Consider the following 16038-nt stretch of genomic DNA (forward strand, 5'->3'; position numbering starts at 1 on the left):
AATGGCCCTCCTGGCCGTTTCCCCCAGCAAGGACGCCAGTGATTACCCTAAGCCACAAGCGTCCACCAATTGAGATACTCGTTCGGACTACGGCTTACGGACTTACGTTGACTTACCGTACGATCCTTTTGGGTCGTATGACTGAACGGTCACCCGATGGGGGCCTCACAGGGGTAGGTGCGCCATGGACCACGCACTGAGCAAGGTCATCGAGCTGCGCGAGAGCGGTTTTCAGTTCCTCCACCTGAGGGACGACGCCGGGCAGCTCGACCGCATCATGGCGTTCAAGCAGCGCAGAGGATTCATCGACTCGATCCTGTTCTGGTCGGAGACAGAGGCGCGAGCAGGGCGTTTGCCCGCGGTCCGCGACTCGGCTCGACCGGCCCAGGCCGTGTGGATCTACGAGGGGCCGCTCTGCGAGGCCGTGGACAGGCTGCTGGACCTGCCTGAGCCCGGCGCCCGCAACGCTCCCACGTTGATGAAGGCGACGGCTTCCGATCTGGCTGTCGTCACAACGCTGCCATTTAAGTTGAAGCTTCCACCGGGCGCGATCGCCTAGTCCGGTCAGACCTTTTCAAAGTCGCCGCGCTTGATGGCGCCGATGAACGCTGCCCATTCGGGCGCGGCGACGACAGGGCCTGTCTTGTTCTTGGAGTCGCGCACGCGCGCCTGTGGGCCGTTCAGAGCAACTCCGGAAGGACATCCGGGTTTGCACGCTCGGAATCGAGTGGCGTCCCTCCAAAGGATGAAGAACTTCCCTCGCCTGAGTTACACAGCTTGATGTAGAGGGTCTGAACACGCAACGTTCGCGCCCATGAACCTCAGGAAGACCGTCACGGGGGCCGCTGTTGCCCTCGGCAGCGCTACCGTCATGCTCGGCCTGGGTGGTATCGCACACGCTGACGACCACGCCAGCGCCACTGCTCACACGCAGCCGGACATCGGCGGCCAGCTCGGCGACGTCGCGTCCGTCGGCAACCTCGCGAAGGTCGACACCTCGGACGTGGCCGGCAAGATCCAGGCCATCAACGCGGAAGACGCCGACGTCACCGCGCTCGTGGAGAACGTCGACGCGGGTGGCAACGGCGTTCCGGCCTCCACGCTGCTCGGGCTCAACGAGCCGCAGGGCCCGTGGAACGGCTTCGCGCACCTCGACATCTGATCCGACCAGTACTTCCTGGCCGGGGCGGCGCCCGATTCCCTCCCCCTCGAATCGGGCGCCGTTCCACTTTTACGAAGCGAAACGCCTTGAGCATCAAGAAGATCGTCGCGTCCGCTGGTATTGCCGCCGGTGCGATCGCCGCACTGGCGGGCACCGCGCAGGCAGCGCCGCTGCCTGCGCCGCAGCTGCCGGACGTCGATCCGATCAGCAAGGTCAGCGAACTCGGCGAGAGCGCCGGCATCAGCACGCTGCACAACTTCGGTGGCGCCAACGTGGAAATGGTCCACGACGGCACTCAGGTCATCGGCGACTAACGACCGACGGCATAACCCTGCGCGCCGCGTGGATTCGCACCGGCGCGCAGGAGTCCGTCCGAGGAATCCCTTGCCACGGCCGACATGCGGCCAAGGGTCCACTCGCCGGCGTCCACGACCTGGTGGCCACGCGCACGCAACGCAGCCAGGACGTCCGCGCCGGCGCGGGACTCGATGACCAGTTCGCCAGGGGTCCAGGCGCGCGGGTAGAACGAGCTCGGGAACGCGTTCGAGTGCCACATCGGCGAGTCGATCGCCTCCTGCAGGTTCAGGCCAGCCCTGTGCGCCAGCCAGAAGCCGAGCTGCCACTGGTCCTGCTGGTCGCCGCCGGGCGTGCCGAACGCCAAAGCCGGCAGACCATCGCGCAACGCCATCGACGGCGACAACGTGATCCGGGGGCGCTTGCCGGGGGCCAGTGAGTTCGGCAAACCCTGGTCCAGCCAGAACATCTGGGCGCGGCTGCCGAGGCAGAAGCCGAGCGACGGGATCGTCGGCGAGGACTGCAGCCAGCCGCCGGACGGGGTCGCGGAGACCATGTTGCCCCAGCGGTCCACGACGTCCACGTGCACGGTGTCGCCGCGCGTCACGCCGGAACGAGCCACTGTCGGTTCGCCGATCGCGCCGGTCGGGTCGGAGACCAGCACCGAGGGGCCGCCGATGATGTGCTTGGGCAGCAACGGTTCCCGGCCGTCGGGCGAACCCGGTCGCAGCTCGAACGAAGCCGAGTCGGTGATCAACGCACGGCGTTCGGAAGCGTAAGAGCGCGACAGCAACGTTTCCAAAGGCACGTCGGGAACGTCGCCGTACCAGGCCTCGCGGTCGGCGAACGCGAGCTTGGCCGCCTCGATCGCGAGATGCACGGTCTCCCCGGTGGGCTTGCCGTCCACATAGGACAGGTCGTAGCCCTCCAGCAAACGGAGCTGTTGCGCCAGAACGGGTCCCTGCGTCCACGCGCCCGCCTTGACGAGCGACCACTCGTCGAAGTCCACGACCAGCGCGTCCTCGTACGACGCCTCCCAGGACGCCATGTCGGCACCGGTCAGCACGCCCGCGTGATCACGGCCCGTGTCGTCGCGGAACTCGGAACGGCAGAACTCGTCGATCTGCGCGGCGACGAACCCCTGCGACCAAGCCCGGCGCGCTGCCTCGATCTGCGCTTCACGATCGGAGCCCGCGGCCTCGGCGGCGGCCAGCAGCCACTCCCAGGTGTCGGCGAGCTTCGGATTGCGGAACAGACCACCGGGCTTGGGCAACACGCCACCCGGCATCCACTGCGCCGCCGACGTGGTCCAGTGGTCGCGGAACAGGTCGGAGACGAGCGAGATGGTGTCGACCGCCTTGGACAGCAGCGGGAAGCCGTCGCGGGCGTAGCCGATCGCGCGGTCCAGCACGTCGCGCAACGACTTGGTGCCGTGGTCGCGCAGAAGCGTGAGCCAGCCGTCCCACGCACCCGGCACGGTCGCGGCCAGCAGGCCGCTGCCCGGCACCAGGTCGAGGCCCAGCGAGGTGTAGTGCTCGATCGATGCACCGGCAGGTGCCACGCCCTGGCCGCAGAGCACGCGCGGGGCCGAACCGGCCGCCGCGAAGATGATCGGGACCTCACCGCCGGGGCCGTTGAGGTGCGGTTCCACGACCTGAAGAACGAAACCAGCTGCGACAGCGGCGTCGAAGGCGTTGCCGCCGTCCTCCAGCACAGCCATGGCCGCCGACGACGCGAGCCAGTGGGTCGAACCGACCATGCCGAAGGTGCCGACGAGTTCGGGGCGAGTGGTGAACACCCCATAAAGGTATGCGACGCTAACTAAATTGCGTGACTCCGAGTGATGCACGCCCCACGCCCGAATGGAGCAGCCCGGCGCGCAACAACGCGTCGGCGTCCAGGTGGTTGCGGGCGTCGACCACGACGTGGCCGTCCATCACCTCGGCGACGCGCACCCAGTCGAGCGTGCGGAACACCGGCCAGTCGGTCAGCAGCACCGCGGCCTCCGCGCCCTTGACCGCCTGGTACGGGTCGTCGACCAGCAACATCCCCGCGATCGGCCCCGTCACCTCCGGATCGAACGCGGTGAGCTCGGCACCCTCCAGCACCAGCTGCTCCGCGACGGCCAGCGCGGGCGAGTCCCTCAGGTCGTTGGTGCCCGCCTTGAACGCGAGCCCCAGCACGCCGATCCGCACGCCGGCCAACGAGCCGCCGCACGCGGCACGCACCTTGTCCACGACCCGCATCTGCGCGCGGACGTTGGCCTCTATCGTCGACCGGACCAGTCCGAAGTCGACACCGACCGCCTCGGCGATCTGCACCATCGCGTGCGTGTCCTTCGGCAGGCACGACCCGCCCCAGCCCGGCCCCGGCCGCAGGAACGACTGCCCGATCCGCTTGTCGTAGCCCATGCCCTCGGACACCGACTCGATGTCGGCACCCAGCAGTTCGCACAGCTCGGCGACCGCGTTGACGTACGAGAGCTTCATCGCGAGGAAGCAGTTGGCCGCGTACTTGACCATCTCGGCGCTGGCGGCGTCCATCAGCACGGTCGGCGCACCGAGCTTGGCGAACAGCGCGGCCACCCGCTCAGCCGCGGAGGGTGAGTCCGAGCCGACCACGATCCGGTCCGGGTGCAGGAAGTCGCGCACGGCCGTGCCTTCACGAAGGAACTCCGGGTTCGACACCACCGCGACGTCCTCACGACCGAGCAGCGCGCGCACGCGTCCAGAAGTACCCACCGGCACTGTGGACTTGGTGACGACGACCGCCCCGTACGGCAGCACCTCACGGATCTCCGACGCGACCGACTCGACGGCGCTCAGGTCCGCCGCACCGCCAGCGCCCATCGGCGTGGGCAGGCAGAAGAACACGACCTCGGCATCGCGAACCGCCTCGGCGGCACCGACGACGAACTCCAGCCGCCCGGCCGCCTGACCTTCGACGACGAGCTCGGCGAGTCCTGGTTCGAGGATGTCGACCTGCCCGGCGCGCAACCGCGCCACCTTGAGCGAGTCGACGTCCGCGCAGACCACGCGGTGCCCGAGGGAAGCGAGACAGGCTCCCGTGGTCAGGCCGACATAACCGGTGCCTACAACCGCGATGCGACGCGCGAACATGCCGGTGAGGCTGGCAGCCCCAGTTGGCCGCAGGGAGAACTACGTACGACTTTCGTCGTAGCTGACCGTGACAGATCTCCTACCAGAGGTCTACCGGCGCGGACGATGTGGGCGAACACCTTCGAACGGCACAGTTCAGGCATGGGAATCCTGGGTCTCGCGACGATCTTCATCGCCCTCGCGCTGCTGGCAGCGGTGCCTCTGGTGGCGCTGCTCCACTGGACCGACCGTTGATGTCCAGGTAACGAGCGTTAACCTCCTCGCGAGCAGTTCGCTTCGAGGAGGATGAAGGCATGGAGATCTCGGGTACCGCGGCCATCGTCACCGGTGGCGCGTCCGGTCTCGGCGGCGCGACCGCACGTGCGCTGGCGGCGCGTGGAGCGCAGGTGTTCGCGCTCGACCTGCCCAGCGCCATCGAGAAGGCCGACGTCGTCGAGAACGTCACCTACCTGACCGCTGACGTGACCTCCGGCGAAGAGGTCCAGGCCGCCGTCGACACCGCTGCAGGTTCCGGCGCCCCGCTGCGCATCACGGTGAACTGCGCGGGCATCGGCCCGTCGTCCCGCACCGTCGGCAAGACCGGCCCGCACGACCTCGACCTCTACCGCAAGATCATCGAGGTCAACCTGATCGGCACGTTCAACGTGCTCCGCCTGGCCGCCTCCGCGATGGGCAAGACCGAGGAACTGGAGCACGGCGCCCGCGGCGTCATCATCAACACCGCGTCGATCGCGGCGTTCGACGGCCAGATCGGCCAGGTCGCCTACGCCTCGTCCAAGGGCGGCGTCGTCGGCATGACCCTTCCGGCGGCGCGTGACCTCAGCAACGTCGGCATCCGCGTGCTGACCATCGCGCCCGGCATCGTCGACACCCCGATGCTCGCCACGGTCTCCGACGAGTTCCGCGCGGGCCTCGCCGCCGGCGTGCCGTTCCCGAAGCGCCTGGCCCAGCCGTCCGAGTACGCGCAGCTCGCGGTCTCGCTCGTCGAGCACGACTACCTGAACGGTGAGGTCATCCGCATGGACGGCGCTCTTCGCATGGCGCCTCGCTAGAGATCTCCCGCGTACGGCAGACGTGACATGGCGTCCGAGGTCATCCACTCGCGCAGGCGGTGGGTGGCCAGGACGTCGTCCTCGTTGTACTCGAGCAGCCGCCGCCGCTGATCGGTGTCGAGCGTGTCGCCGTTCATCCCGACCGCGGCCCGGTACCAGCGCATGGAGTTCTCGCCGCCGGCCTCCGGATCCCGCCACGAGAACCCCGCGGCCGGCGCGATGATCTTCAGGCCCTTGCCGTGCGCACACAGGAACTGCTCGCGGACGATCCCGAACAGGTCCACCCAGGAGTCCGACTCGATGAACTCCTTGATCTGCGCCACCGTCGGAATGCCGGGCTTGCCCGCGAACCGTTCCGCCGACGCCAGCAGCCAGCGGTTCTCCGCCAGCTCGTTGTAGCAGTAGGCACGGAAGCTGAGGCCCCGCGCTTTCGCTCGCAACCTGACCCCCGTGAGCCAGGTCCAAAACTCGGCGAACGAGCGCGCTTCGTCATCGCACGGCAGCGCGTCCCACGTGACGAACGAGCGGTAGCCGTGCTCCTCGTCGATGTCCTTTCCGGACAACAGGCAGCCCCACATGTACGCGCCGAGATCGCCGAAGCTCTCCATGTCGACGTCGACCTCGACGTCCGCGCGCGGCACGTTCATCTCGGGCACCCTGCGCACCAGCGTCAGGTCGCGCAGCCAGGCACGCGCCAGCACCACGGCGTCCCCGAACGGCATGCCCACGAGCTGGACCGGCCCGTCATCCCGTGGATCCAACGCAGCCAGCTCGTCCACAGTGGACAAGCCGGCCTTCCGCAGCGCCACGGCGTCCTCGCCGCGCACGACCAGGCTGACGTCCCGGCCTCGCTTGAGATCGTTGTCGCACGTCGGCCACCACGGGCACGTCTTGCAGTCGACGATCCGCGACGGCCTGGCGAGCGGGTCCTTCTGGTTCACGGCGGCGAGCGCCACGGCCAGCCTGTCGCTGAACCTGGCGTCGTACTCGGCCAGCGCGTTGCGGCCACCCGGCCACGTCGGCGCCTCCAGGTCGTGCCACAGCACGACGTCCGCGTCCATGCCGATCACGCCACCGGTCGCGCGCCCGTTCGTCGCGTACCCGGCGGCCTGCAGCTGCCGTTGCGCGTGAGCGAGCCTGAGCTGGTCACGCGGCTGCGGCCGGACCTTGCGGTGCGGGTCCGTGCGGCTGCTGCCGGGCAACGGCACGGTCAACGGACTGGTCCTGGCCCCCTGGCCGGGATCGGTGATCTTGTGCCGCACCACCAGCACCGGCACGTACCCGGTGGAGTCCTTGACCAGCAGGTCGATCCCACCCCGCCGCCCACCACGCGTGTCACGAGGCAGCGCGGCTCCCCAGATGTACGGCGCGCCCATCTCCATCGCGGCGAGCGTGACGCGTTCACGATCCGCACTGCGAACATCCGGCCCGGTCGGCACCTCGAAGAGGTTCGAGCCGACGATCCGGCCGAGCGCGTCCGCCACCGCACGCCGGTGGTCGTAGGCGTCCGCTTTCCGTTGTTCCGAAGCCGGATCCGGCGCCGCCTTGGGGGCGTCGCGCATCTCCGGATCGTTTTCGAGGTGCACCCGCCGCCGACAACGAGTGACCACGCCGGCGTCGAGCTGCACCTGGGAAGTCACGGAAGCAGGGTATGTCGCGCGTCGACCTGATGTGTCAGCAACCTGGGCAGTAAGTTTCACGTGACGGAGGAGGTGTACCCGAATGGCGCGCAAAACCGGGCATCTGATCACGCCCAGCAGGGCCAAGAACCTGGTCGGAGTGGCAAAGGTGGTGGCCCCCGCGCTCATTCCGGTGCTGGCCCCTGTGATCGCCCGCGGAGCCGGGATTCTGAGCGAGCAGTACGACCGGTACCGGGCGCGCAGGCTCGGCATCGACGTCGCCGACATCGGGAAGTACTCCGGGTACGGCGCCCGGCTGCACGCGCGGATTGTCGGCTTTTCGGAGTCGTTGGACGCATTACGGGCTTCCGATTCCGAGTGGGTTTCGAAGACGGAAGCACGGCTGGCGCAACTCCTCGCCGCGGTGCGCGCTGCCGAACGCATGCCGACGGCCCGGCGCAAAGCCGCGCACCGGGCCGTCGGAACCGATCTGGAGATGCTGGAGCAGGAACTGCTCAGGCGCCTGAACGTGCGCTGACGTCCGGTGCTTTCCCCGTCACCTCGGCCACGGCCCTGACAGCGGCCTCCTCGACCACCTGTCCTGGATCGAGGTGCGCGGTCACCTCCTCCATGACCTCGGCGACCCGCTCCTCACGCTTGATCATCGGGTCGGTGCGCAGGTCCTTCGCCAACGACACGCACAGCCCGACCATCACGACCATGAACGGCAAGGCCGCGATGATCGTGAGGTTCTGCAGGCCTGTCAGCGCGTTGGACCCGCCGACCAGCAACATCACCGCGGCGACGGCACCGGTCAGCACACCCCAGAAGACCACCACCGGCTTCTTCGGCCGAATGGTGCCTTCCTGGGAGAGCGTTCCCATCACGATCGAGGCTGCGTCCGCACCGGACACGAAGAAGATCGCCACCAGCACCATCACGACGACACCGGCGATCGCCGCCAGCGGGAACTGGTCGAGCAGCGCGAAGAGCTGCGACTCCGGCGTCGACTGGCCGGCCAGGTCGACACCGCTGCGCTGCTCGAAGATCGCCGTCCCGCCCAGGACCGCGAACCACACCAGCGACACGGCGGACGGCACGAGGATCACGCCCGCCACGAACTGCTTGATCGTGCGGCCGCGTGAGATCCGCGCGATGAACATGCCGACGAACGGCGTCCACGAGATCCACCACGCCCAGTAGAAGATCGTCCACCCGGACAGCCACGTCTCCGTCGCGTCGCCACCGGAGGCAGCGGTCCGTCCTGCCATGTTCGCGAGCTCGCGGAAGTAGTCGCCGAGCGCGGTGGGCACCAGGTTCAGGATGAAGACGGTCGGGCCGACCACGAACAGGAACAGCGCCAGCGTCACCGCCAGCACCATGTTGATGTTCGAGAGCCACTGGATGCCCTTCGCGACACCGGAGACGGCGGACGCGACGAACGCCACGGTCAGGATCGCGATGATCGCGACCAGTGCGCCCTTGCCGACGTTGCCCGCCCAGCCGGCGGCCTCCAGCCCGCTCCCGATCTGCAGTGCGCCCAGGCCGAGCGACGCCGCCGACCCGAACAACGTCGCGAAGATCGCCATGACGTCGATGGCACGTCCCCAGCCGGACGCCGCCCGACGCCCCAGGAGCGGCGCGAAGGCGGAGCTGATCAGCGAGGACCGGCCACGGCGGAAGCTGCCGTACGCGATGGCGATGCCGACAACGGCGTAGATCGCCCACGGGTGCAACGTCCAGTGGAACAGCGTGGTGGCCATCGCCGTTTCGAGGGGATCACCCTCGCTACCTGGCGGCGGCTTCACGAAGTGGGTCAGCGGCTCGTTGACGCCGTAGAACATCAGGCCGATGCCCATACCGGCACTGAACATCATCGCGACCCACGAAACGGTCTTGAACTCGGGTTTCTCGTCGTCTCTGCCGAGCGGGATCTTGCCGTAACGGCTGAACGCAAGCCACAGCGCGAAGACGACGAACCCCGAGGCCGAGATCACGAAGGCCCATCCCAGATGCTGGATGATCCAGCCGATCGCCGTCTTCGACACCGAGGCCAGCGAGTCCGTGCCAACGATTCCCCAGGTCACGAACGCAAGCGTCAGACCAGCGGCAACGCCGAACACGACCCGGTCGGTACGGCCCGGCTGGTCGCATTGGTTGTGCATGCGGCCCTACTTACCCGTTCGTGGACCGGGGCAAACTCCTCCGATTACCCTCAGCCCGGTGAGCACACGGTCGAGTGAGTTGCGCACCCTGCGTGGTGCCGGGCTCGCGCTGACCTCTGCAACGCTCACGATCGCCGCTCACGGGCTGGGCGGCGGAGAGCTGTCGGAGTTCATCCACGCGTTGCCGCTGGTGGTGCTCATCGCGTTCGCCGCGTCGAGTCTCGCCGACAAGCGCACCGGGAAGCTCTCGGTCATCACCGGGCTCGGTACGGCCCAGCTCGCGCAGCACCTGCTGCTGACCTGGGTGAACCACGAGCACACGAACACGCTCACCGGGCAGATGTTCCTGGCGCACCTCGTCGCCGCGACGCTGACCGGGTTGCTCCTGTTCCACGCGGAGAACGCCCTGTTCAGGCTGTTCTCCGCGATCACTCGCCTGATCCCCCGCAGGCTCACGCCGCTGCCGGTCACCAAGCCGGTGCGGACGTTCACCAGCACGCCTTACGTGCAGAACGCGCACTACACGCACTTGAGGCGTGCCAACGGGCGGCGCGGCCCGCCCTGTGGTTCCTGACACCCCGAATCCCCCCAATCCCTTTGGCAATCAGGAGCCACAACTTCATGTCGACAAATCGATTTGGCGTGCGCACGCTCGCCGTTCTAGCCGTGGCCGGCATCGCCGTGCTCGGCACCCCGACCATCGCATCGGCGCACGTCAGCGCTCAGCCGGCCGAGTTCACCCAGGGCGGCCGCGCGACGTTCGCGTTCCGCGTCCCGAACGAGCGGGACAACGCAGGCACCACCAAGATCGAGGTGACGCTGCCGCAGGACACCCCGCTCACCTCGGTGCGCACCAAGCCAATGGCCGGTTGGAAGGCCGAGGCCGTCAAGGGCAAGCTCGACAAGCCCGTGACCATCGCCGGCAAGGAGGTCACCGAGGCGTTCAAGACGATCACCTGGACCGCCGAGCCCGGCGTGAAGATCGGGGTCAACGAGTACCAGGAGTTCTTCGTCGCGCTCGGCACCCTTCCGGAGAAGGACACGCTGCTCCTGCCGACCAAGCAGACGTACGAGAACGGTGAGGTCGTGGACTGGAGCCAGGCGCCAGGCGCCGACGGCAAGGAGCCGGAGCACCCGGCGCCCGCGCTGAAGCTCGCCCCGAAGAAGGCCGGTGACGACGGCCACGGTGGCCACGGCACGACGCCGGCCGCCAACAGCAGCACCGACACGCACCAGGCGTCGGCTGCCGGTTCCGACAAGACCGCCCGCTACCTCGGTGGCGCCGGTCTCGCCGTCGGCGCGCTCGGCCTGGGCTTCGGCGTCGGCGCGATCCTGCGTTCGAGGCGCAAGGCATGAAGCGCGCATTCATCGCGTGCCTGATCGCTGGTGCGGCCGTGCTCGTCACGGCCGCCCCCGCGGCGGCGCACAACGCTCTGATCAGCAGCGACCCGAAGGACAAGACCTCGCTGGAGGTCGGCCCGTCGACCGTCACGCTGACGTTCGACCAGGACGTGCAGGGCGGCCAGGGCATCAACACGATCTCTGTCGTCGACGCCAACGGCGGCCACTACGAGGTCGCGGGCGACCCGACGATCAAGGACAACGCGGTCTCCACGAAGGTCAACGCGCTCGGCAAGGCCGGGCAGTACAAGATCGGCTATCGCATCCTGTCCGCGGACGGCCACCCGGTGTCCGGTGAGCTGACGTTCACGCTCACGAAGGACGGCACCGGCACGCCCACCGCGCCGACGAGCGCGAACACGGCGTCCGGCAGCGACGGTTCGAGCGACGGCCTGCCCATCTGGGTGTGGATCGTCGGCGCCGTGGTGCTGCTCGGCGGTGGCGTCTTCTTCGCCCTGCGCGGCGGTGGCGGAGGCACGAAGGCATGAGCGACGTCCGGACCACCGCCCCCACCCACTACCGCGTGCTCGCCGGGCTCGTCTTCGGCGCACTCGCGGGCATCGCGCTCGGCCTGGTGCTGGCACCACCGCTCGTGGTCGCCGGTGTGGTGGACGCCGGGGCGGCGGTCCGGTACGGCCTGCCGGTCACACGGGTGCTGCTCGACGTCTCGGCGACCATCGTCGTCGGGCTGTCGATCCTGCCGAAGCTGCTCGGCTTCGACCGGCCGACGCACACCGAACCCGTCATGAGGATCGCCAGGCCGGCAGCGGTCATCGCCGCCGCGGTCTGGGTGGTCACCGCTCTGCTGGCGATCGTGCTGCAGGCCGCCGAGCTGCGGCCGGGCAGCGACGTCAGCATCGGCAACGCCATCGACTACATCGCGACGGTCGGCGCGGGCAAGGGCCTGCTCTTCAGCGCGGCCTGCGCGTTCGTCTACGTGGTGATCGGCGTGATGGCCGTGCGCAGCGGCGAGTCCGTGCCCGCTGAGCTGCGGATTCTCATCTCGATGTTCGGACTGCTGCCGATCCCGGTGACAGGGCACGCCTCCAACTGGAAGTACCACGACTACTCGATGGTCTCCATGGAGCTGCACGTGCTGGGCGCCGCGGCGTGGACCGGTGGGCTCGGTGCGTTGATGGCGCTGGTCGCCTACCGCAAGGGGCTGCTGGCGATCGCGCTGCCGAAGTTCTCGAAGGTCGCGACCATCAGCCTGATCGTCGTCGCGGTGACAGGCCTGTTCAACGGGCTGCTGGAGCTGATCCTCAACCCCGTCGTCCCGTTTCCGCAGTCGATGTTCACGACCGGTTACGGCTTGCTGTTCATCGGCAAGACCGTGTGCGCGGTGCTGATCGCGGTGCTCGGCGCGCACATCCGGTGGCGGTTGCTACCGAAGATCTCTCAGCACAAGGTCACCGCGATCGTGCAGTGGGCGGTGCTGGAGGTGACCATCATGGGCGTCGCGTTCGGGCTCGCCGTGGTGCTCAGCCGGGCCCCGGTGAGCTGACCTCCGTCGCCACCCGGACCAGGTCGGCCACGGCACGCGACCTGCTGTGCGATGGCCACGCGATCGCCGTCGTCACCTTCGGCGCGTCCACCACCGGTATCGCGGTCAGGCCTTCGAGCAGGCCCGTGCGTACGACTTCCGGCATGACCGCGATCGCACGGCCGAGCGCGATCATCTGGAACAGCTGCGTCAGGTTGTGCACTTCCACGCCGGGGCCGGGAAGGTAGGTGCCGTCGGGCTCCGGCCAGCGCGCGAGTTCAGGCAGGTCGATGACGTCGGCCATCCGCAGCTGCGCCGCGCCGGCCAGCGGATGCGAGGTCGACAGGATCGCGAACTGGCTCTCGGTGCGCAGGGCCTCGACGTCGAGACCCGCGGTCGAGTCGTACGGCTCGTGCAGGATCGCCACGTCGGCCCGACCGTCGAGCAGCGGTTGCCGGGTGTGGGCCTCGCACAGCAGCAGGTCGACGGCGACCGCACCGGGTTCGGCGGCGTAGGCGTCGAGCAGCTTCGCCAGGAGTTCGTTCGAACCACCGGCCTTGGCGGCCAGCACCAGCGAAGGCCGGTCGACGCTGCGGGTACGCCTCTCGGCCGCGGCAATCGCACCGAGGATCGCCGTTCCTTCGGCCAGCAGCACCGCGCCGGCGTCGGTGAGCGACACCTTGCGGCTGGTGCGGGTCAGCAGCGCGACGCCGAGCCGGTGTTCGAGCTGGGCGATCGTCCGCGACAGCGGTGGCTGGGCGATGCCGAGACGGTCGGCGGCCCGGCCGAAGTGCAGTTCTTCCGCGACCGCGACGAAGTACCGAAGCTCTCGGGTCTCCACCCGTCCACGCTATCGATACCGGCCGGGTATCGCTGCCACACCGAAGTGATGTTGGTCTTGAACGCGTGTCCGACCACGATCAAAGGCATGAGCGAACAGACGATTGCGCTGGTCACCGGCGCGAACAAGGGCATCGGGTACGAGATCGCGGCAGGGCTCGGCGCACTGGGGATGAGCGTCGGGGTTGGCGCGCGGGACCGTCAACGAGGCGAGGAGGCGACGGCGAAACTGCAGGCGGAGGGCGTTGACGCGTTCTTCGTACCGTTGGACGTGACCGACGACGAGAGCGCCACCGAAGCAGCAGCACTGTTCGAGGAGCGGTTCGGCCGACTCGACGTGCTGGTCAACAACGCCGCGATCGCCGGAGGGTGGCCGGACCAGCCGTCCACGACGACGCCGGAGAGCATCAGGGCGGTGCTGGAGACGAACGTGATCGGCGTCGTCCGGGTCACCAACGCGTTGTTGCCGCTGCTGAGCCGTTCACAGAGGCCGCGAATCGTGAACCTGTCGAGCCACGTCGCATCGCTGACCTTGCAAAGCACACCTGGTGTCAGCCTCGGCGGGGTCAGCGGGACCTACTCGCCGTCGAAGACGTACCTGAACGCGATCACCGTCCAGTACGCCAAGGAACTGGAGAACATCAAGGTCAACGGTGCGTGCCCCGGATACGTGGCGACCGATCTCAACGGCTTCCAGGGGACCGACACACCCGCGGAGGGAGCCAGGATCGCGATCAGGCTGGCCACCCTGCCCGACGACGGTCCGACCGGCGGACTGTTCGACCACAGCGGATCGGTGCCCTGGTGATTGTTCAACGTGAAACATCCGCAGACTCGGGCCGGACTCGGTGAGTGGTCCGATCGGCGCGACGAGCTGCGCACGAACGGACTAGTCGGTGATCAGTCGAGCCGAAGATTCTTCGCGCATCCGCGCCAGCCGGTTCATCGTCCGCTGACCGCGGCGGTCCAGCTCGCGACTGTCGATCCAGCCGTTGGCGTAGTAGCGGTAGTCCTGCGCCAGTGCCACGAGCTCCGCGAGGTAGTCGGCAGATCGACGCCGTCGCTCCTCGTCGAACGCCGCCAGCAGCGGCAGCTGGGTGTCCACCACCTCGTCGAGCAACTGCGCGGACCGCAGCGCTCTCCTGGAACGCCACCTCCGAGTAAGGCTCACGCGCCGCACCTCGTCCTTCGCCCCGACCTGCCGCACCTTAGGCGTGGATTTCTTGCCCGTCGATGCTGCATTCGTGTGCGAAGGTCCTGGCGTTACCGGTTCGTGTCCCACACCATCCAAAAGTGATGCTAAGGGGCCCAAACGAGATGAGGCTAGGCGGCCGTGTCGGCTCCGGTGAAGCGGGCGACGCGGTCGGCCAGCTCGCGGGCCTCCGGGTTGTTGCGGCGCTTCTCGGCCTCCTGGCGCAACGGCTCCATGCGCTGCTTCGTGCGCACCGACTTGAGGCTTTCCGACAGGTCAACGGCCTGACGGCCGATCTTGGCTCCGTGGTCGATGTCGCCCTCGAGCAGGTGGTTGATCGCCATCGAGGTCAGGTTGAACGAGCGGCTGCGCGCGTACTCGTCACCGAAGTTGTTGATCGCCTTGGACAGCGCGGGGATCGCGGTCCTCGTGTACTTGGCGTCCACCGTCTGTGCCAGCTCCGTGTGCACCGTGCCGATCATGGACGAGAGGTCGATCTCGTTGAAGAACTTGGCCCAGGCGGGGGCCTCTGTGACGTTCGCGCGGGAGAACTCGTCGCGCGCGCGTCCGAGCAGCTTGAGCGCCTGCTCGTCGGAACCCATCTTCGCGTAGGCCCAGGCCTCGTTCGCGCACAGGATGCCGACCGCCAGTTCGGAACCGGAGTTCTGCGCGGCCAGCTGACCCAGCTGGAACACCTTCAGCGCGTCGTCCGGGGCGTTCTGGTGCAAGTACACGCGGCCCATGCGGTACAGGATGTTCGCCATCAGCGCCTCGTTCTCACCCTGCTTGGCGAGGTCGAGGGCCTGGCCGAAGTGGTTGCGGGCCGAGTCCATCAGGCCCGTGTCGAACGACGTCCAGCCGGCAAGGTTGTGCAGGTCGGCCAGCGCGACGTAGAGGCGCTGGCGAACGATCTCCGTTGAGTTCGCACCGAGCATCTGCTGTCCCCAGGACAGCTGGGCAACCACCGCGTCGCGGCAGGAACCGCCGCCGTACTGGTAGTCCAGGGCACGCAGAGCCCGCGTCGCCGCTTCGACCTGGCGCACATCGGTCATGCCGATGCGTCCCGGAGCCGGAGTCTGTGTGGGGTGTGAAACCCACGACCCGGAGTCCGCTCCGAACACGGCCGCGCCGACTGTCACGGCGGCGGCGTGCGCGAGGAACTTCCGACGCTTCACCGACTCGTCCTCCTCAGGATGGGGTGAGTCCGCGGTTGCGGCCACCCTCACTGCCGTTGTCTCGTCGTAAGCGAGACCCATGTATCCACGTGGGACACCCAAGCCACAGGCGATCCGAGTCAGGACGTCATATGCCATCACCTGGCGTCCCTTGAGGATCTCCGAGACTTCGGACTGCGACTGACCCGTGAGTGCCGCGATCTGGCGCTGGGAGACGCCGTGCCTTCGGAGCAGCCGGTAGACCGAGCTGATCTCTCGTCGGGCCAGTGCGTCCCGCATCTCCTGGTGGTCCCACACCTCAGCGGGGATCGGAGAGCCCTGGGAACTCATGGTGTTCATCGCGCACCCTCACAGTCCGTTGGGCGTCATCGGCAGACTAGGGGCAGGTCCCCGAGTCGAGAAGTCCTCTTCGGCGGAGCTGATCGGCTCTGCCGAACACCACTTACCGCTCACCGTAAGACTTCCACCGGTGGGCGCTGTGACGTCCCGTTCCGGCATGAATCATCGCAATCTAGATTCCGGTAAGCGAGTGAGCA

Annotated in this window: 18 protein-coding genes; 10 read left to right on the top strand and 8 right to left on the bottom strand. The window is 68.0% G+C overall.

Features of this window, described 5'->3' with window-relative positions; translation table 11 throughout:
* The first annotated feature begins 184 nt into the window (after window positions 1-184).
* A complete protein-coding gene (locus FXN61_RS02680) occupies window positions 185-559 on the top strand; it encodes a hypothetical protein (protein ID WP_045313056.1) in 375 nt (124 codons plus the stop codon).
* Between the two features lie 5 nt (window positions 560-564).
* Here FXN61_RS02680 and FXN61_RS02685 read toward each other — a convergent pair whose 3' ends face one another.
* Window positions 565-663 carry a DUF397 domain-containing protein gene (locus FXN61_RS02685; protein WP_223165290.1) on the bottom strand — a complete coding sequence of 33 codons (99 nt, stop codon included), beginning with the start codon at window positions 661-663 and terminating at the stop codon, window positions 565-567.
* Between the two features lie 151 nt (window positions 664-814).
* Between FXN61_RS02685 and FXN61_RS02690 the strand changes: the two genes are divergently transcribed.
* Together FXN61_RS02690 and FXN61_RS02695 are read left to right on the top strand one after the other, a co-directional pair.
* Window positions 815-1162, top strand: a complete 348-nt coding sequence (locus FXN61_RS02690) for a hypothetical protein (protein WP_167969851.1) — start codon at window positions 815-817, stop codon at window positions 1160-1162.
* A gap of 86 nt (window positions 1163-1248) precedes the next feature.
* Window positions 1249-1476, top strand: coding sequence for a hypothetical protein (locus FXN61_RS02695; protein ID WP_167969853.1), 228 nt, complete (start codon window positions 1249-1251; stop codon window positions 1474-1476).
* Here the strand turns inward: FXN61_RS02695 and FXN61_RS02700 are convergent.
* Window positions 1473-3254: a gamma-glutamyltransferase family protein gene (locus FXN61_RS02700; RefSeq protein ID WP_312877507.1), complete on the bottom strand. Its 1782-nt coding sequence runs from the start codon at window positions 3252-3254 to the stop codon at window positions 1473-1475. The two genes, FXN61_RS02695 and FXN61_RS02700, sit on opposite strands and share 4 nt — an antisense overlap.
* Before the next feature lie 19 nt (window positions 3255-3273).
* Entirely contained in the window at window positions 3274-4575 is a 1302-nt protein-coding gene (locus FXN61_RS02705) for a UDP-glucose dehydrogenase family protein (protein WP_167969855.1), read from the bottom strand.
* Window positions 4576-4868: 293 nt separating this feature from the next.
* Between FXN61_RS02705 and FXN61_RS02710 the strand changes: the two genes are divergently transcribed.
* Window positions 4869-5627, top strand: a complete 759-nt coding sequence (locus FXN61_RS02710) for an SDR family NAD(P)-dependent oxidoreductase (RefSeq protein WP_167969857.1) — start codon at window positions 4869-4871, stop codon at window positions 5625-5627.
* Here FXN61_RS02710 and FXN61_RS02715 read toward each other — a convergent pair.
* Complete coding sequence (locus tag FXN61_RS02715; RefSeq protein WP_167969859.1) at window positions 5624-7267, bottom strand: TM0106 family RecB-like putative nuclease; 1644 nt, start codon at window positions 7265-7267, stop codon at window positions 5624-5626. The genes FXN61_RS02710 and FXN61_RS02715 overlap by 4 nt on opposite strands.
* Window positions 7268-7349: 82 nt before the next feature.
* Here FXN61_RS02715 and FXN61_RS02720 point away from each other — a divergent pair, with 82 nt between their 5' ends.
* Window positions 7350-7784: a DUF6474 family protein gene (locus FXN61_RS02720; protein WP_167969861.1), complete on the top strand. Its 435-nt coding sequence runs from the start codon at window positions 7350-7352 to the stop codon at window positions 7782-7784.
* Here the strand turns inward: FXN61_RS02720 and FXN61_RS02725 are convergent.
* Window positions 7762-9411, bottom strand: a complete 1650-nt coding sequence (locus FXN61_RS02725; protein WP_167969863.1) for a BCCT family transporter — start codon at window positions 9409-9411, stop codon at window positions 7762-7764. The two genes, FXN61_RS02720 and FXN61_RS02725, sit on opposite strands and share 23 nt — an antisense overlap.
* A gap of 58 nt (window positions 9412-9469) precedes the next feature.
* Here FXN61_RS02725 and FXN61_RS02730 point away from each other — a divergent pair, with 58 nt between their 5' ends.
* The 4 genes from FXN61_RS02730 to FXN61_RS02745 all read left to right on the top strand — a co-directional run bounded on the left by FXN61_RS02730 (window position 9470) and on the right by FXN61_RS02745 (window position 12316).
* Window positions 9470-9985: a hypothetical protein gene (locus FXN61_RS02730; protein WP_167969865.1), complete on the top strand. Its 516-nt coding sequence runs from the start codon at window positions 9470-9472 to the stop codon at window positions 9983-9985.
* Between the two features lie 68 nt (window positions 9986-10053).
* Window positions 10054-10767 (top strand): YcnI family copper-binding membrane protein, encoded by a 714-nt coding sequence (locus FXN61_RS02735; RefSeq protein WP_312877508.1) that lies wholly within the window; start codon window positions 10054-10056, stop codon window positions 10765-10767.
* Complete coding sequence (locus FXN61_RS02740; RefSeq protein ID WP_167969869.1) at window positions 10764-11300, top strand: copper resistance CopC family protein; 537 nt, start codon at window positions 10764-10766, stop codon at window positions 11298-11300. Before FXN61_RS02735 ends, FXN61_RS02740 begins: the two co-directional genes overlap by 4 nt.
* Window positions 11297-12316, top strand: coding sequence for a CopD family protein (locus tag FXN61_RS02745; protein ID WP_167969871.1), 1020 nt, complete (start codon window positions 11297-11299; stop codon window positions 12314-12316). The genes FXN61_RS02740 and FXN61_RS02745 overlap by 4 nt, the downstream gene beginning before the upstream one ends.
* On the opposite strand, the gene FXN61_RS02750 is transcribed toward FXN61_RS02745, so the two are convergent.
* Entirely contained in the window at window positions 12294-13136 is an 843-nt protein-coding gene (locus FXN61_RS02750; RefSeq protein ID WP_167969873.1) for a LysR family transcriptional regulator, read from the bottom strand. The two genes, FXN61_RS02745 and FXN61_RS02750, sit on opposite strands and share 23 nt — an antisense overlap.
* An 87-nt stretch (window positions 13137-13223) precedes the next feature.
* On the opposite strand from FXN61_RS02750, the gene FXN61_RS02755 reads away from it, so the two are divergent.
* Window positions 13224-13943 carry an SDR family oxidoreductase gene (locus FXN61_RS02755; protein WP_167969875.1) on the top strand — a complete coding sequence of 240 codons (720 nt, stop codon included), beginning with the start codon at window positions 13224-13226 and terminating at the stop codon, window positions 13941-13943.
* Window positions 13944-14024: 81 nt separating this feature from the next.
* Here the strand turns inward: FXN61_RS02755 and FXN61_RS02760 are convergent, their stop codons facing one another.
* Together FXN61_RS02760 and FXN61_RS02765 are read right to left on the bottom strand one after the other, a co-directional pair.
* Entirely contained in the window at window positions 14025-14306 is a 282-nt protein-coding gene (locus tag FXN61_RS02760) for a hypothetical protein (RefSeq protein WP_089949382.1), read from the bottom strand.
* Window positions 14307-14458: 152 nt separating this feature from the next.
* Window positions 14459-15841 carry a helix-turn-helix domain-containing protein gene (locus FXN61_RS02765; RefSeq protein ID WP_167969877.1) on the bottom strand — a complete coding sequence of 461 codons (1383 nt, stop codon included), beginning with the start codon at window positions 15839-15841 and terminating at the stop codon, window positions 14459-14461.
* Between the last annotated feature and the right edge of the window lie 197 nt (window positions 15842-16038).

It is taken from the genome of Lentzea indica, from assembly GCF_012184385.1.
GTDB lineage: Bacteria > Actinomycetota > Actinomycetes > Mycobacteriales > Pseudonocardiaceae > Lentzea > Lentzea indica.